The organism is Billgrantia aerodenitrificans, from assembly GCF_021404405.1.
GTDB lineage: Bacteria > Pseudomonadota > Gammaproteobacteria > Pseudomonadales > Halomonadaceae > Halomonas > Halomonas aerodenitrificans.
This window is the reverse complement of sequence record NZ_JABFTV010000006.1, coordinates 1-26765: the sequence shown is the minus strand read 5'-3', so window position 1 is coordinate 26765 and position 26765 is coordinate 1. Positions and strand designations below refer to the sequence as shown.

Annotated in this window: 9 protein-coding genes; 3 read left to right on the top strand and 6 right to left on the bottom strand. The window is 59.2% G+C overall.

Translation table 11 applies throughout. The features are described 5' to 3' along the window. The first annotated feature begins 45 nt into the window (after positions 1 to 45). Positions 46 to 16398, top strand: coding sequence for a non-ribosomal peptide synthase/polyketide synthase (locus HOP59_RS12230; RefSeq protein ID WP_234254125.1), 16353 nt, complete (start codon positions 46 to 48; stop codon positions 16396 to 16398). Positions 16399 to 16593: 195 nt separating this feature from the next. Here the strand turns inward: HOP59_RS12230 and HOP59_RS12225 are convergent, their stop codons facing one another. The 4 genes from HOP59_RS12225 to HOP59_RS12210 all read right to left on the bottom strand — a co-directional run bounded on the left by HOP59_RS12225 (position 16594) and on the right by HOP59_RS12210 (position 22405). Then, the gene (locus HOP59_RS12225) at positions 16594 to 17502 is read right to left on the bottom strand and encodes an ABC transporter substrate-binding protein (RefSeq protein ID WP_234254124.1); all 909 of its coding nucleotides are present in this window, start codon (positions 17500 to 17502) and stop codon (positions 16594 to 16596) included. An 87-nt stretch (positions 17503 to 17589) separates the two neighbouring features. Beyond that, a complete protein-coding gene (locus tag HOP59_RS12220) occupies positions 17590 to 19734 on the bottom strand; it encodes a TonB-dependent siderophore receptor (RefSeq protein ID WP_234254123.1) in 2145 nt (714 codons plus the stop codon). A gap of 236 nt (positions 19735 to 19970) precedes the next feature. Next, positions 19971 to 21275: a lysine N(6)-hydroxylase/L-ornithine N(5)-oxygenase family protein gene (locus HOP59_RS12215; protein WP_234254122.1), complete on the bottom strand. Its 1305-nt coding sequence runs from the start codon at positions 21273 to 21275 to the stop codon at positions 19971 to 19973. 23 nt (positions 21276 to 21298) lie between these two features. Then, positions 21299 to 22405, bottom strand: coding sequence for a GNAT family N-acetyltransferase (locus HOP59_RS12210; protein WP_234254121.1), 1107 nt, complete (start codon positions 22403 to 22405; stop codon positions 21299 to 21301). Between the two features lie 153 nt (positions 22406 to 22558). On the opposite strand from HOP59_RS12210, the gene HOP59_RS12205 reads away from it, so the two are divergent. Beyond that, complete coding sequence (locus HOP59_RS12205; RefSeq protein WP_010627989.1) at positions 22559 to 22783, top strand: hypothetical protein; 225 nt, start codon at positions 22559 to 22561, stop codon at positions 22781 to 22783. A gap of 243 nt (positions 22784 to 23026) precedes the next feature. Here the strand turns inward: HOP59_RS12205 and HOP59_RS12200 are convergent, their stop codons facing one another. Together HOP59_RS12200 and fhuF are read right to left on the bottom strand one after the other, a co-directional pair. Beyond that, positions 23027 to 25195: a TonB-dependent siderophore receptor gene (locus HOP59_RS12200; protein WP_234254120.1), complete on the bottom strand. Its 2169-nt coding sequence runs from the start codon at positions 25193 to 25195 to the stop codon at positions 23027 to 23029. A gap of 162 nt (positions 25196 to 25357) precedes the next feature. Further along, entirely contained in the window at positions 25358 to 26134 is a 777-nt protein-coding gene (gene fhuF / locus HOP59_RS12195) for a siderophore-iron reductase FhuF (protein WP_234254119.1), read from the bottom strand. A 249-nt stretch (positions 26135 to 26383) separates the two neighbouring features. Between fhuF and HOP59_RS12190 the strand changes: the two genes are divergently transcribed. Next, positions 26384 to 26765 (top strand): IS110 family transposase (locus HOP59_RS12190; protein WP_234254118.1); only part of this gene is annotated, 382 nt, incomplete at its 3' end.

Sequence of the window (26765 nt, the reverse complement as noted above, 5' to 3'; positions counted from 1 at the left end):
TTCGATAACACCATTCGCAATACGGTTCAGGAAGAGGGGTAATTCATGAAGGAAGCAGTTCATTCACCAGGTCTGACAGCACCAGATAATGAAACGGCGGTGCGAGACAGTGTGCCCTCAGCAGGTAATGGGTTCCCCCTGTCATACTCGCAGCAGCAGCTCTGGTTCCTATACCGTTACTCCCCGGACCTTACCGCCTATAACCAGCCGCGCGCGTATCGCCTAACCGGAAGCGTAGATGCTGGGGCGCTAGAGCGCGCCTTTCAAGTGTTGATCAAGCGCCATGGGGTACTGAGAACGCGATTCTTCGAGCGTGCTGGCGTACCACTGCAGATACCACTCTCCAATGTTCCGTTCTCCCTTGATAGGGAAGACCTCTCTGGGCTGGATGGGCCTAAGCAGGACGAAAGGCTGGCGCGTTCGATCAACAGCGTTACGCAGCACGTCTTCGATCTTGGCAAGCCACCGCTGCTCGTGGCTCGATTGATCAGGATGGAGGAGCGCCGACACGTTCTGGTCGTCTGTCTTCACCACATCATCTCGGATGCCTGGTCCAACCGTATCATCGAGTCCGATCTAAGCGATGCCTATCGCATGGCCTTGCACCAGGACGGCGATATTCAGCTTCCGAGCCTGTCAGTGCAGTATGGCGACTATGCGCGACAGCAGCAGGAGAGAGTGGCAGCGGGCGCCCTTCACAAGGAGCTCGCGTACTGGAACGACCATCTTGGCGATGATGTTCCCCCGCTGGATATCCCGACGGATCATGCCTATCCCAAGCGGCTCGGGTTCACTGGCGATGCGCAACGTTTTGTGCTGGAAGGCCGTCTCGCCAACTCCCTGAAAGCCTTTTGTCAGCGCGAAAGATTCACACCCTTCGTGCCGCTGTTCGCCGCCTGGCAAATCTTGTTGTCTCGCTATTGTGGGCAGCAGGATTTTGCCATCGGTGTGCCATCCTCTGGCCGACAGCAGGAGGCGTTCCAAGACGTCGTCGGTTTTTTCATTACCACGCTTCCGTTTCGGGCGAGAGTGGAGCCGGACCTGTCCCTGGGCGAGGTATGTCGCCAAATCAAGAAAGATGTGGTGGGCTCTCTCGACCATGCCGATATGCCACTGGAGATATTGCTTGAAGAGCGGAAGGCTAGGCGAGACCCGACTCGGCAGCCGCTGTTCCAGGTCATGTTCGGTCTCCAGCTCAAGTCAGAGGACGAAGCGCTCGCGTTGGAGGGGACATCAGCTGCACTGATCGACATTCCACAAACGAGTGCAAAATTTGAGCTATCCCTGGATATGCTTATCGAGCAGGAGCAAGTGGTTGGTACGTTGGAGTTCAATACCGGCCTGTTCGAGGAGCAGACCATCCAGCGACTGATTGGTTATTACCAGAAGGTGCTGGGAATCCTGCTGGAGGAGCCAGATACCCGGCTCTCCTCGATCGAACTACCTGGCAATGCCGAGAAAGACCTGCTGCTCGATTGGGGCAGCCGCGAGGCGACGAGTGAGTCTACTGAGCCCATCTTCCACGAGTTCGAGCGCCAGGTCGCGGCAACCCCAGAGGCCGAGGCACTAGTATTTGAAGATCAGTCGCTCAGCTACGCCGAACTCAATACCCGAGCCAACCAGTTGGCCCACTATTTGATCGGGCTAGGAGTAAGACCCGAAACCCGAGTGGGGATCGCTGCTGAGCGCTCCATCGAGATGGTGGTGGGGCTGCTGGGCATCCTCAAGGCCGGCGGCGCCTATGTGCCGCTGGATCCGGATTACCCCAGCGAGCGGCTCGCTTATATGGTCGAAGACAGTGGCATCGAGCTGCTGCTGACCCAGCAGCATCTCCGCGAGTCGTTGCCGGTGACTGAGAGCCTTAGCGTTATCGAGCTGGATCGATTGGATGTGACGCATCAAGCGTCGGCCAACCCGAACGTGGCGCTGCACGGTGAGAATCTTGCTTATGTGATCTACACCTCTGGCTCCACCGGGCGGCCCAAGGGCGCGGCCAACCGCCATCGCGCGCTGAGCAACCGCCTGGCGTGGATGCAGGATGCCTACCGGCTAACGGCCGACGATGCGGTATTGCAGAAGACCCCGTTCAGCTTCGACGTCTCGGTGTGGGAATTCTTCTGGCCGCTGATGCAGGGCGCCCAGCTGGTGATGGCCCCACCGGGGGCGCATCGCGAGCCGGCGAGGCTGGTCGAACTGATCCGTACCCACAAGATCACCACGCTGCACTTTGTGCCGTCGATGCTGCAGGCCTTCCTGGCGCATGGCGAGGTAGAAGCCTGTACGAGTCTGACGCGTGTGGTATGCAGCGGCGAAGCGCTACCGGCGGAGCTGCAGAATCAAGTATTTGCTCGCTTGCCTCACACGGCGCTCTATAACCTCTATGGCCCCACCGAAGCGGCCATCGACGTTACCCACTGGACATGCCAAGACGATGGACGCAACCAGGTTGCTATCGGCCAGCCGATCGCCGGGATTCGCACCCATGTGCTGGATGGCGATCTCAACCTGGTGCCGCCCGGGGTAGCGGGTGAGCTCTACCTCGGCGGTGTTGGTCTAGCGAGGGGCTACCTGCACCGCCCTGACCTCAGCGCAGAGCGGTTTATCGCCGACCCACTCACCGTAGGAGAACGCCTCTACCGCACCGGTGATCTGGTGCGCTGGCGGGAAGACGGCCAGCTCGAATACCTGGGACGCCTCGACCACCAAGTGAAGATCCGCGGTCTGCGCATCGAACTGGGTGAGATCGAGGCTGAGCTGCTCTCTCAGCCAGAGATTCGCGAGGCAGTGGTGGTCGCCCAGGAAGGCCCCAATGGCGCTAGGTTGGTAGCCTATGTGGTTCCCCAGGCCGGCAGTGAACTCGACAGCCTCTCACTACGTGAGGCACTGGGGCAGAAGCTACCGGACTATATGGTGCCGGGCGTCGTGGTCACCCTCGAGGCACTGCCGCTGAATGCCAACGGCAAGGTGGATCGCAAGGCCCTGCCCGAGCCGGAGTTGGCCAGTGGCTCGCAGTACGCGCCGCCGCAGGGCGAGGTGGAAGAAGCACTGGCAGACATTTGGTCAGAGATACTTGGCGTTGAACGAGTGGGCCGCCACGATAACTTCTTCGAGCTGGGTGGCGACTCGATTCTCAGCCTGCAGATCGTCTCGCGTCTTCTCCAGGCCGGCTGGAAGATTACGCCCCGCCAGCTGTTCGAACGTCAGAGCGTGGCCGAATTGGCAGAGGTGGCCGAGGCGACGAGCGAGACGTTGGCCTCGAGCTTCGGTAGTGCCGAAGGCGAAGTGCCGCTGTTGCCGTTCCAGGCTGAGTTCTTTGCCCAGGCGATACCGGCACGTCACCACTGGAACCAGGCGGTATTGCTGCATAGTCGAGAGGCACTCGACACAAAGATGTTGTCGCAGGCGCTGAGTGCGCTCGTCCGGCATCATGACAGTCTGCGGTTGCGTTACTGGCAGGATGCCGACGGTGCCTGGCGGCAGCATTATTCGGAAGTGGCGGATGTCCAGGAGCAGGAACTGCTATGGGTGCGCCAGGCCAGCGATGCCGCAGAGATCGAAGCCTTGTGCGAGAGCGCTCAGCGCAGCCTGGACCTTAGCGAAGGGCCATTGCTGCGAGCACTGGCCATCGAGGTGGACGATGGGAGCTGGCGACTGCTGCTGGCCATTCATCACCTGGTGGTGGACGGCGTGTCGTGGCGCATCCTGCTCGACGACCTACGGGCGGCTTATTCCCAGGTGCGGACTGGGCAGGCCATCGAACTGGCAGAAAAGAGCAGCAGCCTGCTGGATTGGGCCGGGGCCTTGCAAGGCTATGCCGAGACCCATGGCGATGAACTAGGCCATTGGCAGCGTCTGGCCGGGGTGCCCGTCGAGCTACCCTGCGACGAACCGGACGGTGAGAATACCAGTGCCTGGCAAACCAGTATCCAACTGCAGTTGGACGAAGCCCGTACCGAGGCGCTGCTCAAGGCGGCGCCGACGGCCTATCGCACCCAGGTCAACGATATCCTGCTGACGGCCCTGGGCAGGGCGCTATGCGATTGGAGCGGTCACGAACGGATATTGATCGACCTGGAAGGTCATGGCCGCGAGGACCTGTTCGAGGGCATCGACCTATCGCGCAGCGTAGGCTGGTTCACCAGCCTGTTCCCCGTGGTGCTCGCGCCCCAAGGGGAGTTGGAACAGGCGTTGAAGCGCGTCAAGGAGGGCCTGCGTGAGACGCCGCACAGGGGGCTTGGCTACGGAGTCTTCAAGCACCTGGGCAGTGCTGGGCAGCGGCAAGCGCTGCGCGCCCTGCCCAAGGCCCGGGTGGTGTTCAACTACCTGGGGCAATTCGACGGCAGTTTCGACGACGCAGCGCTCTGGACCCCTGCCCGGGAAAGCGCCGGTACCTGTTTCGATGGCGATGCTCCACAGCAGCACGAGCTGGTGATCAACGGCCAGGTCTACGACGGGAAACTGACGCTGAACGTACGCTTCAGCAAGGCGCGCTATCGTCATGCCACCGTGCAGGTTCTGGTCGATTGTTTCCAGCGAGAGCTGGAGGAGCTGGTAGCTCACTGTACCAGTGGCGTACACGGGGCGACGCCTTCGGATTTCCCGCTGGCGGCCATCAGCCAGAAACGCCTGGACCGTCTGCCACTCGATTTCGACAACCTGGCTGATCTCTACCCGCTGTCACCGATGCAGCAGGGCATGCTGTTCCATAGCTTATACGACGTGCATGGAAGCGCTTACCTCAACCAGTTGCGGGTGGATATCGATGGCCTTGATCCACGCCGCTTCAAGGCGGCCTGGGAAGCGGTGGTGGCACGTCACGACATCCTACGCAGCGGTTTTCTGAGTCAGGACGATACACCGCTGCAGTGGGTTGCCAGACGGGCCGAGTTACCCTGGTTCGAGGAGAATTGGCAAGCTCGAGAGAGCCAGAAGGTGGAGCTTGACGACCTGGCCCAGGAGCAACATCGCGCTATGGATTTGACCAAGCCACCTTTGATGCGTGTGGCCTTGGTGAAAGTCGACGAGACACGTCACCACTTGATCTGGACGAGTCATCACCTACTGCTGGATGGCTGGAGTGGCGCTCAATTGCTGGGAGAGGTCATTCGGCATTATGAGGGTTCTCCCTTGCCCGCACGCGCCGGCCGCTATCGCGATTACATCGAGTGGTTGGAAGAGCGCAATGTCGAGGCGAGTGAATCCTTCTGGCGTGAACGGCTTGGACAGGTAGAAGAGCCGACTCGCCTGGTCGAAGCCTTGCCCGCTGCCACCGGCTCGGCAACGGAGCCTGGGATATATCGCAGCGAACTCGATAGCCAGCATGTCGACTGGCTGCAAGGAGTGGCGCGTCACGAGCGAGTAACGCTCAATACCTTGCTACAAGCCGCCTGGGCTTTGCTGCTGAGTCGTGTTACCGGCCAGCAGACGGTCACCTTTGGCGCTACGGTCGCGGGCCGCCCCGCGGATCTGGATGGTGCAGATGAAATCTTGGGGCTGTTCATCAATACCTTGCCGGTCATCACGTCATTGAAACCAGATATGCGTTTGGGTGACTGGTTGCGTGAGCTGCAGGCCGGAAATCTAGCCTCGAGGGAACACGAACATACGCCGCTTTATGAAATTCAGCGCTGGTCCGGAAATGGAAGCCAAGGGTTGTTCGACAATATCGTGGTATTCGAGAACTTCCCGGTGGATGAGATTCTGCTCGAGTCGGATAAACGACAATTGTCGTTTTCGTCAATTCAGAGCGATAGCGGAAATCACTATCCCCTGACACTTCGCGTCAAGCTAGGTAGCGGAATTAGCCTGGATTATTTGTATGACCCCGACGCGTTGAGCGAGGAAACGGTTGGCCTGTTGGCACACCAGTTCGAATCTCTCCTGAATGAATTCCAATGGAAAAAAAGCACTCGAGAAAGTCGCTTGTGCGACGTCTACTCGCAAGACGCGGAACTCGGCCTGCCGGTGGTGAACAGGTCGTGGCAGGATACAACCGTACTGACTCTATGGCAGCGAATGGTTCGTGAATCACCGGATGGCCCGGCGGTGAGCGACGATGCTAGCCGCTTGACCTATACCGAACTGGATGCCCAGGCCCAGCGTCTGGCACAGGCACTCATCGCACAGGGCGTTGGCCCCGAGGCGCGTGTTGCCATCCACGCCGAGCGTTCCTGCGAGTACGTACTCGGTATTCTCGCCGTTCTCAAAACGGGCGGGGCCTTCGTGCCACTGGATCCACAGCTGCCGAGCGAGCGCTTGGCCTATCAACTGGCTGACAGCGGCGCTCGCTTAATGCTGAGCAGTATGGCGTGTGACTGGAACGCTGACGTTCCGGTCATGGCGCTGGCGTTTACCGATGATATTCCGTCTGCAGTTGAGCCAGAACTACCCGTCATCCATCCCCAGCAGACCGCTTATGTGATCTATACCTCTGGCTCCACGGGCAAGCCCAAAGGGGTGGCGGTCAGTCACGCTGCCCTGGCCAACTACGTGCAGGGCGTTCTGGAGGCGCTGGCGCTACCAGAGGATGCCCGCAACATGGCGATGGTGTCGACGGTAGCGGCGGACTTGGGGCATACGGTGCTGTTTGGTGCCTTGTGCACCGGGCGCACCTTGCACCTCATTTCCCCCGAGTGCGCCTTCGACCCGGATGCCTTCGCGGCTTATATGCGGGAACAGCAGGTGGATGTGCTCAAGATCGTGCCGAGCCACCTGCGGGCACTGCTGAGTGCCGCCAACCCGGCCGATGTACTTCCCCTCGAGCGCCTGATTCTGGGCGGCGAAGCGACCGACTGGGCGCTACTGGCGCGTATCGCCGAACTCAAGCCAACCTGCCGGGTGCTCAATCACTACGGTCCCACGGAAACCACGGTAGGCATTCTCACCCAGCAAGCCGACATGGCCGATCGAGCTGCCAGCACGCTCCCGATCGGCACACCGTTGGCCAACGCTCAGGCCTGGGTGCTCGATCCCTGGCTCAACCCGGTGCCGAAGGGCGTTGCCGGCGAGCTCTATTTGGGTGGTCCAGGGCTGGCGCAAGGCTATCTGAAACGTCTGGGGCAAACGGCGGAACGTTTCGTCGCCAGCCCCTTCCATGCGGGGGAACGGCTCTATCGCAGCGGTGACCGTGTGCGTCAACTGGCCGACGGTAGCCTGGAGTTCCTGGGCCGGGTGGACGAGCAGGTCAAGATTCGTGGTTATCGGGTGGAGCCGAGCGAGATCGCTGCCCTGCTGCGCGACCAGGCGGGTGTCTCGGAAGCCGAGGTGATCGCGCGGGAAAACGAGGAAGGCCGTGTGCAACTGTATGCCTACGTGGTGATGGCAGACGGGAGCGACCTCGATGACACCGCGTTACTCCCGCAATTGGGTGAACGTGTGCCGGACTATATGGTACCCAGTGCCATGGTACGACTGGATGCCTTGCCGCTGACCGCCAATGGCAAGCTGGATCGCAAGGCGCTGCCCGAGCCAGTGCAAGCCGGTAAGGATAAGGCCTTCGAGGCGCCCCAGGGAGAGGCAGAGGAGACCCTGGCAGCGGTCTGGGCCGAGGTGATCGGCTGCGAGCAGGTGGGGCGCAACGACAACTTCTTCGAACTGGGTGGCGACTCCATCCTCAGCCTGCAGATCGTCGCGCGCTCGCGCAAGCGTGGCTACAAGGTAACGCCCAAGCAGTTGATGGAAGGGCAGACCATCGCCGCCGTGGCGGCGATGGCCACGCCCCTGGCTGCTACGGCTCCTAAACAAGCGGCTGCGCCTGAAAAGGTCGCTTCCTTTGCTCTGCTGCCAGTACAGCGCTGGTTCTTCGAGCAGAACTTCTCCGAGCCACACCACTGGAATCAGTCGTTGATGCTGGAAGCGGCCAGTGGTGTCGATGCTGCGGTGCTACGGCGTGCAGTCGAGACAGTGGTAGATCACCATGGTGCCTTGCGGCTGCGCTTTGAGCGCCTGGGCGATAGTTGGCAACAAGCCTATGGCAAGCTAGCCGACGATATCTTCGAGCACGTGGACGTAAGCGATCATGCGGGTCCGGCGCAGGCCATCACCCAGGCCGCCGAGGCTGCGCAGCGCAGCCTGAGTCTGACGCGGCCGTTCCGTGCCATCTGGATGGAACTGGGAGGGGAGCGCGGCGGGAGGCTGTTGCTCGTGGCTCACCACCTGGTGATAGACAGCGTCTCGTGGCGCGTGATTCTCGACGACCTACAAGCGGCCTACACGCAGTTAAGTTCAGGGAATGCGATCGACCTACCACCGGCGACCACCTCGCTAGATGAGTGGGCACGCGCTCTGGCCGACTACGCCACATCGGAGGCCATGGCTGAGCAACGCCCCTATTGGGAAGGCCTCGTCAAAGCGCCAGAACCCAGCTTGCCGGCACGGAATCCCCAGGGCAGCAATACCGTTGCCGATACCGCATCACTTGCCGGCAGCTTATCGATTGATGCAACCACGCAACTGCTGGGGCCGGTGCATAAAGCCTACCGCACCCAGGTGGATGATCTGCTCCTCACTGCGCTGTCGAGCGCCCTATGCCAATGGGCTGGGCGCGACAGCGTACTGATCGAGCTGGAAGGCCATGGTCGCGAAGACCTGTTCGACGGTATCGATCTCAGTCGCAGCGTGGGTTGGTTCACCTCGCTCTACCCTGTGCGTTTGACGCCGGGCAGTACCGAACCGGGCTCGAGCCTCAAAGCCATCAAGGAGCAGCTTCGCCAGGTGCCCGACAAGGGGCTTGGCTACGGCGTGCTGCGTTATTTGAAAGAGGAACCCGCGCTGGTCGGCGGTGCCTACCCCCAGGTCACCTTCAATTATCTAGGCCAGTTTGACCGCTCCCTGCAGGGCGATGGGGCCTGGCGGCTCGCCAAAGAGAGCGCCGGGCAGCCCCGCGCGGCGCAAAGTGAGCGCCGTACCTGGATTGAGGTGGTGGCCTGGGTTCAAGAGGGCCAACTGCGCTTTCACTGGCATTACAGTCGTGAGATTCACAGCGAGGCAGAGATACATGCCTTGCGAGCAAGCTTCCAAGTGCAGCTAGAGGCACTGATCGAGCACTGTACCGGCGGCGCACAGGGTGCGACGCCCTCGGACTTCCCGTTGGCTGGGCTCAGTCAGAAGCAGCTCGACGACCTGCGATTGGATATCGCCAACGTCGAGGACCTCTACCCGCTGGCGCCGATGCAGCAAGGACTGCTGTTGCATACCCTGCTCAACCCGGGCTCCGGGATGTACATGATGCAGGACCGCTACCGGTTCGCCTCGTCGATCGATGTGGATGCCTTCGAGCAAGCCTGGCAGCGCGTCGTCGAACGTCACGAGATACTGCGTACGGGGTTCGTCTGGCGAACCGAAGAGATGCAGTGGCAGGTGGTGTATCGAAAGGTCCCTTCACCGGTGGAATACCTCGACTGGAGCGGACTCGACGAGTCCGAGGCAGAGCGTCGCCTGGCGGCGCTGTTGCGCCAGGAACTCGACGAAGGCTTCGCCCTGGAGCACCCGCCGTTGCTGAAGGTGCGCCTCATCCGGTTGGCGGAGGACCTCTTCTATTTCGTGCAGAGTTTCCACCACATCCTGATGGATGCCTGGTGCCGCTCCCTGCTGCTCACCGAGTTCTTCCACTATTACACGACCCATCGCCATGCGACGCGTACCGACCTGGCGCTGCCCCGGCCGTACCGGGATTTCATCGCCTGGTTGCAGAAGCAGGATGAAGGCGCGCTACGTGACTACTGGCAACGCGAGCTCGCCGACTTCGATACGGTGACGCCGGTTCCCTACCTGAAGCCGCATGGCTCACTCGACAGCGTCGCCACGGTGGCCGATGCGTTCGCCTCGTTATCCCACGCCGAGAGTGCGGCATTGCAGGACTTGACGCGGCGCCATCAGCTCACCGTCAACACGATTGTCCAGGGCGCCTGGGCCCTGCTGCTGGGGCGGCTTGCCCAGGCGGACGACATCCTGTTCGGCGTGACGGTGGCCGGGCGTCCGCTCGAACTGGAGGGGATCCAGGAGACCGTTGGTCTGTTCATCAACACGATTCCACTGCGCGTGGCGCTGCCCTCGCCACAAACGTCGATTCTCGACTGGCTGCATGAGTTGCTGGCGAAGAACCTGGAGATGCGCCAATACGAGCACCTGCCGCTGGTGGATATCCAGGCAATGGGCGAAGTGCCGCGTGGTCGTAGCCTGTTCGACAGCCTCTTCGTGTTCGAGAACGCGCCGATAGATGCGGGCCTGGCCGTTAAAGGCCGGGATTTCCAGGTGGCGGTCAAGGGCAACCGCACGCATACCAACTATCCCTTGACCGTGGTTGTCGTGCCCGGCGAGGAACTGAAGCTGCAGTTGTCCTACGATGCGCGCAAATTCGACGGTTCCGATGTCGAGCGCCTGCTGGCCGGCTTCCGTCAGCTGCTTCTGCAGATCATCGCCAAGCCCGACGCGGCTTGTCATGAGTTGGAGGTGTTGCCGGCGGATGAGAGAAAGACGCAACTGGCGCAATGCCGGGGGCCGTCGGTCGCTTATCCCTTCGCGCGCGGCTATATCGACCTGTTTCGCGACCAGGTACACCAGCAGCCACACCGGGTCGCCGTGCGCCACCTGGGAGAAACGCTCACCTATGAAGAACTCGACGACCTCTCGAATCGTATCGCCCAGGCGCTGCGGCAAGCCGGCGTGAAGAAGGATGATGTCGTGGCGCTGCATGCCGAACGCGGCCTGGCGTTGCCGAGCATGATCCTGGGCACGTTCAAGGCCGGTGGGGCGTACCTGGCGCTGGATCACCGGCTTCCGGACCCTCGCATCGCCGCGATGCTGGCGTCCAGCCATGCATCGGTTCTGGTTGCCACTGCTGAGCAAACATCGCGTCTCGAAGCTGTACTTGAATCCATGCCCAGCCCACCGAGGATGCTCGTGTTCGAGGAGCTCGCCGCGGCGGAAGATCCGCAGGGCGATGTCGCCATCCCGGTGCACCCCGATCAGGCCGCCTACGTCATCTATACCTCAGGTTCGACCGGTGAACCCAAGGGCGTGGTGGTCAGCCAGCGTGGCATGCTCAACAACCAATTGAGCAAGATTCCCTATCTGGATCTGTCGCCCCGCGATGTCATCGCGCAAACGGCCGCGCTGAGTTTCGATATCTCCGTCTGGCAATCGCTGGCGGGCCTGCTGTGTGGTGCCTGTATCGAGATCGTCCCCGACGAGGTCGCGCGTGACCCGGGGGCACTGCTCGATTACGTTCGCGACAACGGCATCACGGTGCTGCAAAGCGTGCCCGCACTGATCCAGAGCCTATTGGCCGCTTCCCCGGCCGAGCTACCGGCGCTGCGTTGGATGCTGCCCACCGGCGAAGCCTCCACGTCCGATTTGGCACGCCAATGGTTCGCGCGCTATCCGTCGATCCCGCTGGTCAATGCCTACGGTCCCGCCGAGTGTGCCGATGACGTGTCGCTGCACCTGCTGCGTGCCGACGATGATGAGCGTGCGCCCGTGGTACCGATCGGCAAGCCGACCGACAACACCCGACTTCTGGTCCTGGATGATCACCTGAATCCGTTGCCCAGCGGCGTGTGCGGCGAGCTGTATGTCGCCGGCGTGGGCGTCGGGCGGGGCTACCTGAACCGGCCGGGCCTGACGGCGGAACGTTTCGTGCCCAATCCGCATGCCGACGCGCCCGGGGAGCGACTCTACCGGACGGGCGATCTGGCCCGCCATCGCGCCGACGGCGTGCTGGAGTACGCCGGTCGTGTCGACCAGCAGGTCAAGATCCGGGGCCAGCGCCTTGAGCTGGGCGAGATCGAGTCCCGGCTGGCGGAGGTCGAAGAAGTCCGCGATGCGGTGGTGGTGACCCAGGACGGGCCGGGCGGTGCCCGGTTGGTGGCGTATGTCGTGGCCCAGCCGCATGGCGCGATCGACACGGCTGCACTGCGTGAGCGCCTGGGACAACAACTGCCCGACTATATGGTGCCGAGTGTGATGGTGACGCTCGATGCCTTGCCGTTGACGCCCAATGGCAAGGTGGACCGCAAGGCGCTGCCGGCACCGGAATTCGGCAGTGGAGAGGCGTATGTCGCCCCGCAAGGCGAAGTGGAGGCAGCGCTGGCGGCGATCTGGTCGGAGGTGTTGGGCATCGAGCGCGTGGGACGCCACGACAACTTCTTCGAACTGGGTGGGCATTCGCTTCTGGCACTTGGTGTGCTCGAGCGCCTGCGTGCCCGGGGCCTGGAGGCGCAAGTTCGAACCCTGTTTCAGTGGCCCGAACTGGCGGCCTTCGCCAAGGCGCTGTCTCAGGCACCGGAGCGGCAGCAACTCGTCGTACCGCCCAATCGGATTCCGGAAAACTGCCAGTCGATCCAGCCGGAGATGCTGACGCTGATCGACCTGGATATCGAGGAAATCGACCGGATAGAAGACGTGGTACCAGGCGGGGCGTCCAATATCCAGGATATCTACCCACTGGCACCGTTGCAGGAGGGCATCCTTTTCCATCACCGGCTGCAGCAAGTGGGCGACACTTATGTCCTTCCATGCTTGCTTGGCTTCGGTAGTCGGGAACAGCTCGAACGGTTCATTGCCGGTTTCAACCAGCTGATTGCCCGTCATGACATCCTGCGCACTGCGGTCTTGTGGGAAGGGCTCCACGAGCCGGTGCAAGTGGTGTATCGACACGCCTTGCTGGAGATCGAGTGGCTGGAACGGGAAGAAGCCGATGCCTCGAGCAACGTGGCCGAACGACTGAATGCCCATGTGGATCCTGCGCAGTACCGCATCGATGTACGCCAGGCGCCGATGGTCCGGGCGATTGCGGCACAAGACGCCGAGCAAGGGCGCTGGTTGTTGCAACTTCCCAGCCACCACCTGGTGCTGGATCACACCACCCTCGAGCTGCTGGTGGAGGAGATCGCCCTCATCCAGCAAGGACGAGAGGGCGAGTTGCCCAAACCGCTTCCATTCCGAAACTTCGTGGCGCAGGCAAGGTTGGGCGTAAGCCCGGCAGAGCACGAAGCCTTCTTTAGAGAACGGCTGGGTGACGTGGAGGAGCCCACTGCTCCGTTCGGTCTGCTGGACGTACGCGGCGATGGCAGCGACATAGAGGAAGTGCGCATGCCGCTGGAGGCCGAGTTGGCTCAGCAAGTGCGACAGCAGGCACAGCGCCATGGCGTGAGCACGGCCAGCCTGTTCCATCTGGCATGGGCCCTGGTGCTGAGCAAGACGACGGGCCGGGACGATGTGGTGTTCGGCACCCTGCTGTTCGGGCGCATGCAAGGCGCCGAGGGTGCCGAAAGGGCGCTGGGGATGTTCATCAACACCTTACCTGTCCGCATCGGACTGGGCGTGAAAGGTGTGGCCGATTGCCTGCGTCAGACGCATGACGTGGTGACCGAACTGTTGCACCACGAGCATGCGAGCCTCGCCCTGGCGCAACGCTGTAGCGGACTGCCTGGGGGAACTCCACTGTTCTCGACCTTGCTGAACTATCGTTACAGTGCTCCTCAGCAGGAAGCTTCCACAAGGCGGGCGTGGGAAGGAATGGAGGTATTGGGTAATCGTGGTCGTACCAATTACCCGATCGTGATGTCAGTAGATGACATGCGGAGTGGATTCCAACTGGTGGGGCAGGCCAGCAATTCAGTCGGCGCACGGCGGCTGTGCGATTACATGAGCGCTGCCGTTGCCGGCATCGTGGCCAGCCTGCAATCGGCTCCGCAGCAGGCACTGAGCGAAATTGCTCTGCTCAGCGAAGCCGAACGTCGCCAGCTTGTTGACTGGGGGCTCAATCACCAGCGCAATCCAGGTACCGACCCCGTGCATCGCCTGTTCGAGCGCCAGGTGGCGACGAGCCCAGACGTTAGGGCAGTGGTTTTCGAAGAGCAGACACTAAGCTACGCCGAACTCAATACTCGCGCCAACCAGTTGGCCCACCATCTGATCGGCCTGGGTGTAAAACCCGAGACACGGGTGGGCATCGCCATGGAGCGTTCCATCGAGATGATGGTGGGGCTTCTGGCGATCCTTAAGGCTGGTGGCGCCTACGTGCCGCTGGATACTGACTATCCGTCCGAGCGGCTGGCTTATATTGTCGAAGACAGTGGCATCGCGCTGCTGCTCACCCAGCAGTATCTGCGTGAAGCACTACCGTCGACTGAAGGCCTGAGTGTCATCGAGCTGGATCGTCTGGAAGTCGTGCACCATGCATCAACCAATCCAGAAGTGGAACTGCATGGTGAACACCTCGCCTACGTGATTTTTACCTCCGGCTCCACCGGGCGGCCCAAGGGCGCCGCTATCCGTCATGAGGCCTTGACCAACTGCATGGTGTGGATGCAGGAGACCTACCGGCTTACCGATACCGATGCCGTACTGCACAAAGCGCCGTTCGGGTTCGACGTTTCGGTATGGGAAATTTTCTGGCCACTGAGTGTCGGGGCTCGTCTGGTAATCGCCCAGCCAGGCGACCATCGAGATCCCGAGCGCATCATCGAGCTGGTCCAGCGCCACGGCGTCACCACGCTCAATTTCGTGCCCTCAATGCTGAAGGCGTTCCTGGCCTATCCCGATGTCAAGACCAGGACGCGGCTCAAGCACATCATGTGTGGTGGGGAAGCGGTCCCGGCCATACTTCAGCAGGAAGTGCAGGAACGTCTCGACGGGGCGAACCTGCACGACCTGTATGGACCGACGGAAACCACAATCCATGTGACTTCCTGGTGGTGTCATGACGAGGCTCAGCGACAAATTCCCATTGGGCGACCGATTACCGGTACCCGCACCTATGTAATGGATGGCGAGCTCAACCTGGTGCCACCGGGTGTGGTGGGGGAATTGTACTTGGGCGGAGTAAGTCTGGCGCGAGGATATCTGAATCGTAGCGATTTAACTGCGGAACGTTTTGTCGCCGACCCGTTTGCAGCCGGAGAACGTCTCTACCGTACCGGCGACCTGGTGCGCTGGCGGGAGGATGGCCAGCTCGAGTACCTGGGACGCCTCGACCATCAGGTGAAGATCCGTGGGCTGCGCATCGAGCTTGGCGAGATCGAAGCAGAACTGCTCTCCCAGTCAGAGGTTCGCGAGGCAGTAGTGGTGGCCCAGGAGGGACCGGGCAGTGCACGGCTAGTGGCTTACGTCGTTCCCGAAGCATGCGCTGAACTCGACACCGCCTCGCTGCGCGAGCGACTGGGCCGACACCTGCCAGATTACATGGTGCCGGCAGTCGTGGTGACACTGGAAGCGTTGCCGCTGAATGCCAACGGCAAAGTGGATCGCAAGACGTTGCCTAAGCCTCACCTAGAAGAAGTCCGAGATTACGTGCCACCCTCCACACCAGAGGCACGCCAACTCGCCGCGATTTGGCAAGAAGTGCTGGGTGTAGAGCGAGTCGGAGAAACCGATAACTTCTTTGAGCTGGGTGGAGACTCGCTGCTGAGCCTGAAAGTGTTGAGCCATGCGCAGGCTCTGCAGGAAACCAAGCTCGACTTCAAGTTACGCGATTTGATGCAGAAGCCGACCATTGCCCACCTGTTGGGCATGAGTAGACATACAGAGGCCTTGCATGAAGGAACTGTCATGCTCAATGGCGAATGTCATGAACAGCCGCCGCTGTTCTGTCTCCATGCCGTTATGGGAACGGTTTTCGACTACCAGGCGTTGGCCCGACGTCTGCAAGGTAAATGCACTGTGTACGGGTTGCCTTGCCGAATGCTGACCGATCCGCAGCATCTAGACATTTCGCTGGAAGCAATGGCCGATGCCTATGCAGGGACGATCCGTCGCTTGCAGCCCGTTGGTCCCTATCGGTTGCTGGGTTGGTCCCTAGGTGGAACATTGGCGGCCATGGTCGCTGCACGTCTTGAGGAGCAGGGCCAAGGGGTGAGTTTGCTTGCATTGGTGGACCCCTATGTCCCGGGGGCAGGGCGGCGAGTCGAGGACGGCTGGCTACGAGATTTTGCCGGCTTCGTATCGGTGATATTGCCGGGAGTCTCACTCGAGATGCTGGAACGCGATGATGAAGAGCGGAGCGAGGAACCGAGTGTAGAGGAACTTGCGACTAAGCTGAAGAAGCTGCTGACATCGTATGAGGCGAACGGACGGGAGGGTTATGCAGCATTGGGTAGTGAGGAACTGGCCAGGATCTTCTATGTGGCTCGCCACCTGAAGCGGCTCTCTCTGCAGACCGATACCTTACCGAAGTTGTGCTGCGAAGCGGACTGCTGGTGGGAGGCGGGACGGCCGCAAGTGGAGCAAGGGGCACTGACGAACCAGTTGGACCGTATGCCGAGGCGCTCCATTGAGACCTCCAAGGATCATTTTTCCATCATTACTGATGACGACTTGCTATCCCAGATAGAAGAGCAGTTGTTAGAAAGTAGTGAGTGCCATCCGCACACACATGAGACTGTACTGCCGGTGCCATGAATCCAAACCCTTCGTAAGCAGGAGTTATTGAGCATGGAAAGTGCGCCAGACTTATCTGGCGCACTTTATTTTTCAATGAATATTGAAAAAGGTGGAGTTCTTGAATTTTTCTGAAGGTATGGGATCGTAAAGGAAGTGGAAAGAGCTTTAGCGATGGAGGAAAGGGCAGCTGGCAGCCGAAGGTGGGTGTGCGGCTTAGTTTTCAATGAAAGCGTTAACCAAAGATTCTGCAAAAAACGTGGCAGAAGGAATAGCACCAAATACCCAAAATTCAGCATTCAGCATGGTGATGTTGTTTTTCTGTACACTAGGTAAAAGATTCCACAGTTCGCTACTCATCACATTTTCCTGTATGATTCTTTTACTCTGTAAGTGAGAGGTGTCGATGATGACAAAATGCACGTCATGATTGAATAGTTCGCTAATACTGATGGTGGCAAAGCCCCACCGGTTGGAGGGGCCGCTCCAGGCATTATATAATCCAAGCCGATCGAGAACGGCTCCTGGAAGGCTGTTATCTCCGTAAACCCTGACATGCTTCTCGTCAAGAAGTTGTATCACCAGTAAGGTTTCTGGAAAGAGTGAAGTTGAGACTTGCAGTCCGTCCATCAAGTTTTCCGCTTCAGAGATAAATTGGTCGGCTTCTTGCTCCCGGTTTATGTGAGATCCAATTTCCTTGGTGAAGGTTGTCATGCCTTCCCAGTTGTTCATGGAGCTAGGGTTGTAAGGGGATAGTTGCGCTACGGGAGCTAGTATCGAAAGATCATTCGCCAAGTGGGAATATTGTAGCGGTGCGAGTATTGAAAATAGATTTAATGAGGAAATTAATTCCTTGTTGGGGTTGGGGTTGGCACCTATGTCCACGAGATTTGATGGCGTTGAATTGTTTCCAGTCCAGCTCTTGTAATTATCGACACTCCCCATAGCGATTGGCAGGTCTGCAATATCGAAAAGAGTCTCTGCAATCGCGAAGTCAAGGGCCAATATGTAGCCTTCATCGCTGGCTTGCTGTCCAAGTGCAGACGAAGAGGCGAATGAGATGGCGGCTGCCAGGGCAAGCAGCTCGCTTTTTTTTCTCAAGGCCAACACGAGTCCATGAAACATCTTTAATGCCTGTTGCCAATTTTCTATATTGTATGAGTAACTAAGGTGAAAGGCCAGTGCGAAAGACTCCCTCACCTGCCTTGCTGCTCAGTATTGATAGCGCATCGTTAGCATAAAGTTGCGTGGCGCACCATAGTAATTGTTGCGAGTATTGGCCCTCAATGTATCAAAGTACTTCTTGTCTGTCAGGTTTTCGCCTGTCAGGGAGAAATCAAGGTTACGATTGAACCTATAGCCGATCAGGCCGGAGAGTGTCGTGTACCCACCTTGTTGCCAACGCGTATCCATGGCTTCTGCATAGATGCTGCTGGAATAGTTGAGGCCGGCCCCGATTCGCCATCCCTGATCAGGGTTGTCGGAGAAGCGATAGCGCGTCCACAACTTAAAGTCATGCTTTGGAGTGTCGGTGGAAAATGGTTGACCTTCCTGGTTCGGGTCGTTGACATATTCTGTCTTGGTATAAGCATAGCCTGCCGAAATATCCCAGCGAGGCAAGGGGCTCCCGGTAACTTCAACCTCGAAGCCTTCACTCTCGGCTTCTCCCTCGGCAACCGAGAAGCCTGGGTTGGCTAGATCAGCAACGCTGCGGTTCTGATCGGTAATCTGGAAAACTGCGGCATGCCAGTTCAATGCCCCATTCAAGTGCTCGCCTTTCAGCCCCAGCTCGAGCTGCTTGCCACTGCGTGGCTCGAGGAAGTCGCCCTCAACAGTTTGTGAACTTTGCGGCTGGAAGATCTCGGTGTAGCTGGCATAAGTCGAGACTTGGCCGTTGATATCATATATCAAGCCCGCATAGGGCGTGAACTCGCTGTCAATTGAGAAGTTATTGGAAGAATCCAGTCGGTCCTGAGTTTCCCACCAGCTGACACGACCGCCCGCGATCAGCGTGGAATTATCAAGAATGGAAAGATTTAGCTGGCTGTAGAGGCTGGATTCTTCCGTCTTAATGCTCCTTGTTTCGTTAATGTCGAATGTGGGCTTCGGCGTATGGGGGTCGGGGTTGGTCAGGTTGCGTTGTATAAATTGCGGGTCACCAGATCCCCAGATGGTTTGTTCTTCGGTCACTCTGTGACTGGCGCCTATCATCAAGTTATGGGAGTTGCCAAAAAGCTCGAATGGCGTGGAAAGTGTTGCGTCGTAAAAACTGTCTTCACGCGGGTTAAGTTGACGCCATTGCCAAATATTGATGTCATCCATGTTGGATGCAGGAATACTGACGCCCGCAGTGCTTTGTTGAGTGTCAGATTCTCGTTCAATATGATTTGCACTGAAGCGCAAGCTGCCACCATTTGCCAACTGATGCTCTAGTTCGGCAAAGTATCTCTCAATACTTTCATCCTTAATGTCCCAAAGCGAACCGTGGTACGTGGATCGGTCGATATTCAGCAATCGACCTCCGGCAAGCTGCGGTAGGCCATAGTTAGGCCTGGAGGCGCCGGACTGGCTCATGATACCGGCGGACAGGGTGGTGTTGGGAGTGACATCGTACTCTAGGGTGCCATAGCCTACAGTATTTTCGATATAGACATGATCGATGAAATGGTCTCGGTCATCGTATACGCCGACGAAGCGACCACGGAGTCTGCCGGACTTGTCCAGCGCACCAGTAACGTCGATCTCGCCGCGATAGGTGTTCCAAGAGCCATAAGTCAGGGCTGTTTCAAAACCGAACTCCTTTTGGGCACGCTTGCGCACCATATTGACGGTACCACTGGGTTCGCCAGAACCTTGTATCAGTCCTGCCGGGCCGCGCAGGACTTCTACACGATCCATGACAGCTGTATCGAACATGGTATCGGTTACGCCGATCGCGCTGTCGATCGGGCTGCCATCCAGTAGCAGGGTATCGATTTCGTACCCGCGCGACCGGAATGTGGAAGCTGTGGGGCCAAAGCTCCGCCTGGTGATGCCGGTGGTTTGGGTCAGGACATCATCGAGCGTCGTCATGTTCTGGTCGTTCATGCGCTCGCGGGTGATAACGCTGACGGATTGCGGCGTTTCCCTGAGTGACTGCTCCCGTTTGCCGATGGTAACCCGGTTCGAGGTATATGAACCGGTGTCTGCGGTGGTGGCGTCATGAACATGCTCACCCGTTACCGTGAGGGTGGGAAGGGTATTGTCATCACTATCACTATCACTATCACTGTCCTGGGCCAGTGTGATGGTGGGAGAACTACAGGCGACGGCTATGGCTGTGGCCAATAAACTTCTGCGGGTGGGTAGGTAGGTCATGGTGAATTTCTCTGGGGTTCCGTTTGATGATGCCTGATCTTAAATAGAATTGTTATTATTTGTATTTAGTATCATTGATGAGGCGCCCATATGCAACCGGAGGTACTCATGCCGAGTCAGGCTGCGCCGTGCTGGCATGAGATGACGGATGTCGGGATGCAAGATGGGAAGCCTTGGATAGAGCTACCGACGCAGGCCGCTCAGGCCGGAGTGGCGATGGCTGCATGCATGGCTATCTAGTTCGTGCTTAATGCGCTTTCTGCCTGAGCACTGGAGTAGCTTTCTCCCGCTGCCGGGAGCGTGGCGTCGAGCACTTCGCAGATCTCCTGGGTGCGTGACGCCAAGATCGACAGCAGCGTATCGCTTAGGCCGTGGGTGGGCTCGCAGCATCCCTGCAGGAAAATTGCCGGCTTGAAGTGGGGTGGGGTGAATACGCGGTAGTGACGATCGACGGCGAAGTCGCCTAGGTGGGGCTTGAGCGGGTCGAGCAGCGTCTCGTGCACGTCGCGCCGGTAGCCCGTGGCCAGCACGACGGCGTCGAAGTTGGCCGTGTCCGTGGCGCCGCTATCCAGTTCGGTGATGTCCAGTCGCACGCCGTCCGCCGTCGATTCGGCGTGGGTGACCTCATGGCGGCGGCGGAAGCGATGGCGCGTCTCGCCGGTGACCTTCTGCTGGTAGAACACGTTGTAGATCTGCTCGATCAGCGCCAGGTCGGGCGCTGAGTAGTTGGTGCTCTTGTACTCCTGCATCAGCGCCTGGCGCTGGCCGGTGGGGTTGTTGAACACATAGTCGGTGTACTCGGGGTTGAAGATTTCATTGACGAAGGGGCTGTCATCGGAGGGTTTGAATGCCCAGGCCCGGGTGATGAGGTCGACCTCGATGCCGGGGCGATTGTGGAGGTCGAGGAAGATCTCGGCAGCGCTCTGCCCGGCACCGACCACGGCGATGCGTCGCGGCGACTTTTGCCGCGCCAGCTCCCTGAGGTAGTGGCTGGAGTGGAAGACCCTGGGATCGTCGTAGAGCCCGGCAAAACAGGGCGGAACATTGGGTGCGCCGCCAACGCCGATCACCAGGGAGCGCGTCAGGCGCTCGTGGTGGTTGCCGTTGGCGTCTCGCGAGCAGACGCGTAGCAGCGTGATGTCATCATTCTCGCCGTGGGGCAGCACTTCGACGACCTCTTCGCCATAGCTGCAGCGTTCCTCGAAGTGCGATGCCACCCAGGACAGGTAGTCGTTGAACTCGTGGCGGCTGGGGAAGAACGTCTGCAGGTTGATGAAGTCCTGCAGTCGGCCTTTGGCATGCAGGTAGTTCAAGAAGGTGTAGTGGCTGGAGGGTGCGCGAGGGGTGACCAGATCCTTGAGGAAGGAGATCTGCATATGGGCGTGGTCGAGCATCATGTCCGGGTGCCAGGCGAAGGCGGGCTGACGTTCGATGAAGAAGGCATCTCGCGCCTGCCCCCTTTGGTCCTGCTCTTCGAGGGCGATGGCCAGGGCGATGTTGGAGGGGCCGAAGCCGATACCGATCAGGTCGTGAATACGCATGTGAATCCTCGTGGGTGTCGTGGTTATCGAGAGAAGCGCGGGTCGGGTCTGGGGGCCGAGCCGGGGTGAGGTGGCTGGGGAATCCAGCTGCGCTCGTTGAAGAAGTGCTCGCGTAGCTGCATGCCGAGCATGGCCCGCTTATGCGGGAAGTCGAATGCCTTGAGGTGGGCGTAACCGCAGCGCGCCAGGTTGTAGAGCATCTTGGCGTTGTCTACGCGAGGCTCGATAACCAGGCGCTGGGTGCGGCAGTCGTCCAGAAACAGGTAGTGAGAGATGGAAGGCAGCCAGGCGGCGACGTAGGGCGTGCCGCGGAAGGCGGCTTCGCCGATCAGCAGGTGCCAGCCGCGGTCGAAGTCATCGGCATCGTAGTAGGCACCGAGGCGGTCCTCCTTGGCCCAGTAAGCCTCGAAGTAGCCGAAGGGCTGGTCATCGAAGCAAGCGATCAGCGGCAGGGCGTTGGGATGGCCCAGGGTCGCTTCCAGGCGGTGGCGATGTTGGGCCAGGTCGCCCTGTTCCTCCCAGAAGTGGGCTACCACCGGATCGTTCATCCAGCGGCTGAAGCACTCGAGGTCGCGTTCCAGGTCGAGGACGCGAAAGCTCAGGGTAGCCTTCAACCAGGGAATATAGCGCCGGTAGACGGTGCCCTCGGGCTTGGGCGGGCGGCGCGGATGGCGTCGACCATCGCTCGAGATCGGCTGCTGCGGATAGGGTAGTGACTTGGGGGAGGGAAGCCACAGGTCAGGCTGTTGCCAGAACAGCTCGGCGGGCACCCAGGGCACTCCCTCACTATCGTCCACCACGATGCCGGTATGGCGCAGCGATGGGTACATGGCCTCCGGCACCTGCAGCTGCAATGTCTGGCTGTCGGGATGCAAGGCAAAGGCGGTCTCGATGGCCGCGAGGGTGGCAGCGTGTGGTGGGGCGCTGCTGGTAGGCCAGGTGAGCGCCAGCCGGCCGGCGTTTTTGTCCAGGCGCCAGGTGGCGCTGTGACGGTCGCTCTCGACATGCAGGCGATGGGCTTCGGCATCGTGGTCGACCCGATGCGGTACGCCATGGGGGTAGGAGACGAACTCGTTGGCTGCCGTACGTTGCGGCGTGGCATGCGGTTCTGCTTGAACGGTGGTAGACACTGCTGGGCTCCTGTCAGGGGCTCGCGAAGGCAAGTGGCCTGCTCACCTTGATGACGAATGAGAATGCGCCTTGTTTAATTTTTGTCGTCGGTCGATAACTTTCCGGGGTGTCGCTCGTCAGCTAAATAGGTCTCCCGTTCGAGTGAGGTCGCTGTGCTCTCCTTTCTGATTCGTCGTTCCCTCGCCTTGATGCTGGCCGCAACCCTGGCCAGCGTAGGGGCGGGGTTATGCAGCGTGTTGTTGATCGCGCAGATCAACGCTGCCTTGACCAGCGATGCAGAAAGCCGCGCCGGTATCGCCTGGCTCTTTGCCGCCGTGGCGGTGGCATTGATGCTGAGCCGCATGTCGTCTGTAGTGCTGTTCGAACGCCTGGGGTAGCACGCCCTGGCGGAGTTGCGCGCTACTGGTGGTGGCTATTGGGAGGAGCTGGTCTTCGACGAGTGGGCTGCGGACCAAGATCTGCTATTCAAGGAAGTGATCTCCCACGACGACCGCTATTTCCCTGGCTGGCGCGGTTGGAGAGCGGCAAACATGATCACATTTTTCATTTTAATTGGAGTGGTTGTTTAGTTGTAGGCAGGGGGCTTAGCCCCCTGCCTATGTTTTAGCATTAGGGCTTCATCAGAACTCGAAGCGAATACCGCCAAAGAATGTTCTGGGGTTGCCGACGCTGATCCGAGTGTTACCACCGGACGCAACGATATACTCCTCATCGGTGACGTTCTTGACGCCTAGGTCGAAGCGCAGGCGGTTGCCATTTCCGACCGGTAGGTAGTACCAGAGGCCGGTGTCGAGAATGGTATAGTCGCCAAGTTCGAAGGAGTGTGTATTGTCCCCATAGCGGTTGCTGGCATAGGTGATACCGCTGCCTATTCCCAGCCCCCTGAGGGCGCTTTCTGGGTTCTGGAATTCGTAACTTGCCCACAGACTGGCGGTAGTCTTCGGCACGTTACGCGGGCGGTTGCCATCCGTTGCGTCATTGTCGCTATCTATCTCGGCATCCAGTACGCCGACCCCACCACGCACGTTGAAGCCATCGATCGGATTGGCGGCCACCGAAACCTCCGCGCCCTTGGAAGTGATGCCACCCGTTGGCACAGGCTCTCCGTTGACGAACTCGACGACATTGTCTTCACGAATATCAAAGATGGCTCCAGTGATGAAATAGCGGTTGTCAGCTGATCTCCATTTCATCCCTGCTTCAACTTGCCGGCCCTCGCTGGGATTCTGCTCAATGACCCGTTGATCGCCAAAAAAGATATTCTGGGGTTCGAAGGTATCGGCATAGCTGATATAAAGGTTCAAGCCCGGGGTCGTTTCCCACACCAGTCCGAGTCCCTTGGTCAGCTTGTTCATTCTTCCCGAATCCAGTTCGGTAGTTTCCCCTGTCAGCAGGTTTTCATTGTGGTAATCATTGCTAAATGTTTCGTATCTGAGGCCTAGATCAAGGGTAAGAGTATCGGTTAGCGAGAACTCGGTAGCGGAAAACACACCATAGGACTTAAGTGAAGCATCGAAGTGCTGGGCACGGCTGGGTGTGTCAATATCGTTTACTAGTGAGAATGAGTCAGGGTTGCTGACTGTTCCGCCTGCCTGGATATTGCCGGAAAAATTTTTCCACTCCTGATTGTATTCACGATATTCGACACCCGTTGCCAGCCGCATTGGCATGGCTGTGTCGATCTCGCCAATGAGCTGGGAGCGGGCGAATCTATGTACTATTTCCTGATCTTGGTTGCTTAGCACTCTCCTGGCCAATACGCCATCAGAGCCGACAGCAGCAACTTCGGCGCGGATATCTTCGTTGTCTTCACGACTGTAGAAGAGCTTGTTTTCGATCTCCCAAGCCGGGTTGACCAGTGGGATGGTGACATTGAGTTCGACAAGGTGGGCTTTGGAGTCGCGCTCGTTGGGGATATTGGCATCGTAGCGGGTATCGAAGGGAACGTCGGCAATCTCGCGTCTCGAATCTCCCGTTGGCACCGTAATCAGCCCTCTGTCGATGTCGCGGCGATCCCGAGTGTATTCATGGTTGACGCCGATACGCACGCCTGAGTCGCCCTGCCAGAGCAACGAAGACGACAGGAACTGCCGGTCGACCGTGGTATCGCGGAAGGTATCGCTATCCTCGGCGGCACCCGTTATCCGGTAGGCCAAGTTTTGACTGTTTCCGACCGGACCGGTGAGATCGAATACGCCACGGCGCTGTCCGTGCTCGTCGAAGGTCGTCGATACGGAATGTTCTCGCTGGAACTGCGGCTGCTTGGTTTCGATATTGACGATGCCACCTGGAGACATCCTCCCGATATCCGCAACCGGCCCCTTGATGATCTGGACATTGTCGATCGTGGCGGGATCCACACGACTGGCATTACCCGATGGAACGCCATTGCGGTAGATATTGTCGTTGCGATTGAAGCCGCGGATCAAAGTATGCTCGCGGCTACCGCCATAACCGTCGCCAACGACCATATTGGGCGATAGCCGAAAAGCATCCGCCATTTCCCGTGCCTGCTGGTCGAGCAGGAACTGCTCGGGAATGACGTCGATGGTGCGTGGTACTTCGGCAATGTCCTTGGGAATGCGCAGTGCCGTGTCGGCGTACCGGCCTTCATAGCGGGACGGGAGGGTGCCGTAAATAGTTACAGTGTCGAGCTGCTGGCCTGTCTCTGCGTCATCCGCGGAGGCATTCTGCGCTAGAGCGATAGAGGGGAATGGTGCCAGCACGGTGCCGCAGGTGGCAGCGATGGCAATGGTCAGAAGGGGCCTGCGTAAAGGGGGTTGATGCATTTTTGGTCTCCAATGTTGTCATGGCAGGGGCAGTTTTCTCCCGGGCTAATCGTAATAATAATTGTTATCATAAATGTGCAATATGTGACTGGATGGAAACACCCTAGTGACTGGCTGCCAGGGATAGTCTTGCAGTGCTTGGTATCCAGGCTGGCTAATGGTTCATGAGGTGTAAGTGGCCCCCTTCCTCTTGCGGAACTCGGGGGAGAGAGGGCAGAGGCCGCAGTAACCCTTCCCTGGCAGGCGGTAAACGAGACAGCAATGCCGGTGCAGGCGTACCGGCACTTCTCCTGCTTCGGTGATCCGGGTAGCGTGGCGCTTGTGGCTGAACATCGGGTTGCGCTGGCCGCCTGGCCATGTTTTCCGTTCCAGTAGGTATTCCTTGTCGCTGGCAGCTCGTTGGGCGGTCTCGGGAGGGTATTCCGTCAATTGCTGTGACAGGATGAGAATGGATTCCAGGCGCCGGGAGACGTTTCCCCACAGGAGTTTGGTCGGCACACGTGTGCGCGTGGAGAGATAGTCAATCAGCGGTTCCAGATGCTCCTGGAGCAGTGGGGCATAGCGTCGCTGGGTATCGAGACCGGCAATGCTCTCGCCGAGATGCGGAATGACGAAGGCTACCGGTTCTGCATCGTCGTCCAATATCACCGAAATGTCCTTAGGGCCGACGGGAAATCCATGTTCCAGTACGGACGCGGCCACAGCGACGGGGGGGACCAGCAGGGTGACGTATTTCAGCAACCAGACCACTGCTACGGGACGCAAGTCGTCGCAACCGACGAAACGAGCCCGCCTTATCAGGATGTCATCGATCTCCCGAGGTTGGTCGAGCAGGTCGGCAAGTCGGTATGCATGGCTTCCTGCGGTCTTGCTGCAGATCAGTGCTTCACCATGGTGAGCCCACTCGCCCTGGAAGACAGGGGTCAGTAGTTCGATCATGTGGCAGTGTCGCGTCGGCAGTTGATGGAGGTCTGCTTTGGAGTGCACGCAGAGCCTTGTGTCTCTCCGGGCTTGTTGATTAGCTACCAGCAGGCCTTGGCATCAGGGTGAGCATCCGCAGAGCCTGAGGCGCTACAGCCTGGGACTTAGATTATGCCCCCTGATGCCTACTATCTCGATAGCTTGAATGGTATCCAAGCCCCTCCCCAATCGGAGTGAGGCTGCACGAACAAGGAAAGGCGACGAGACATGGCAGTGATCGGTATCGACGTCAGTAAGCAGAAGCTCGACTGCGCCTGGCTACGCGATGAGGCGACTGGAAAGGTCAAGACGCGTGTATTCGGCAATCGGCGGCAGGACTTTCCACACCTGCTGGAATGGCTTGAGCACCAAACCGGTGAGCCATTGGACCAGTTGCACGTTGTGATGGAAGCCACCGGCATCTATCACGAAACGCTCGCCTATTGGCTGCATGCTGCCGGCATCCAGGTTTATGTCCTCAACCCCGCCCAGGTGCGTGACTTCTCCCGTAGCCTGGGAGTACGCGGCAAAACAGATAAGAAGGACAGTGTGGTGCTGGCACGCTATGGCGCGACGCAACGACCTGATGCGTGGCAGCCGGAGCCTGAGG

Coding starts and splice junctions, on each gene's coding strand:
- fhuF (WP_234254119.1), bottom strand. CDS start 26,134: ATGATCGAACTACTGACCCCTGTCTTCCAGGGCGAGTGGGCTCACCAT.
- HOP59_RS12220 (WP_234254123.1), bottom strand. CDS start 19,734: ATGACCTACCTACCCACCCGCAGAAGTTTATTGGCCACAGCCATAGCC.
- HOP59_RS12200 (WP_234254120.1), bottom strand. CDS start 25,195: ATGCATCAACCCCCTTTACGCAGGCCCCTTCTGACCATTGCCATCGCT.
- HOP59_RS12225 (WP_234254124.1), bottom strand. CDS start 17,502: ATGTTTCATGGACTCGTGTTGGCCTTGAGAAAAAAAAGCGAGCTGCTT.
- HOP59_RS12230 (WP_234254125.1), top strand. CDS start 46: ATGAAGGAAGCAGTTCATTCACCAGGTCTGACAGCACCAGATAATGAA.
- HOP59_RS12215 (WP_234254122.1), bottom strand. CDS start 21,275: ATGCGTATTCACGACCTGATCGGTATCGGCTTCGGCCCCTCCAACATC.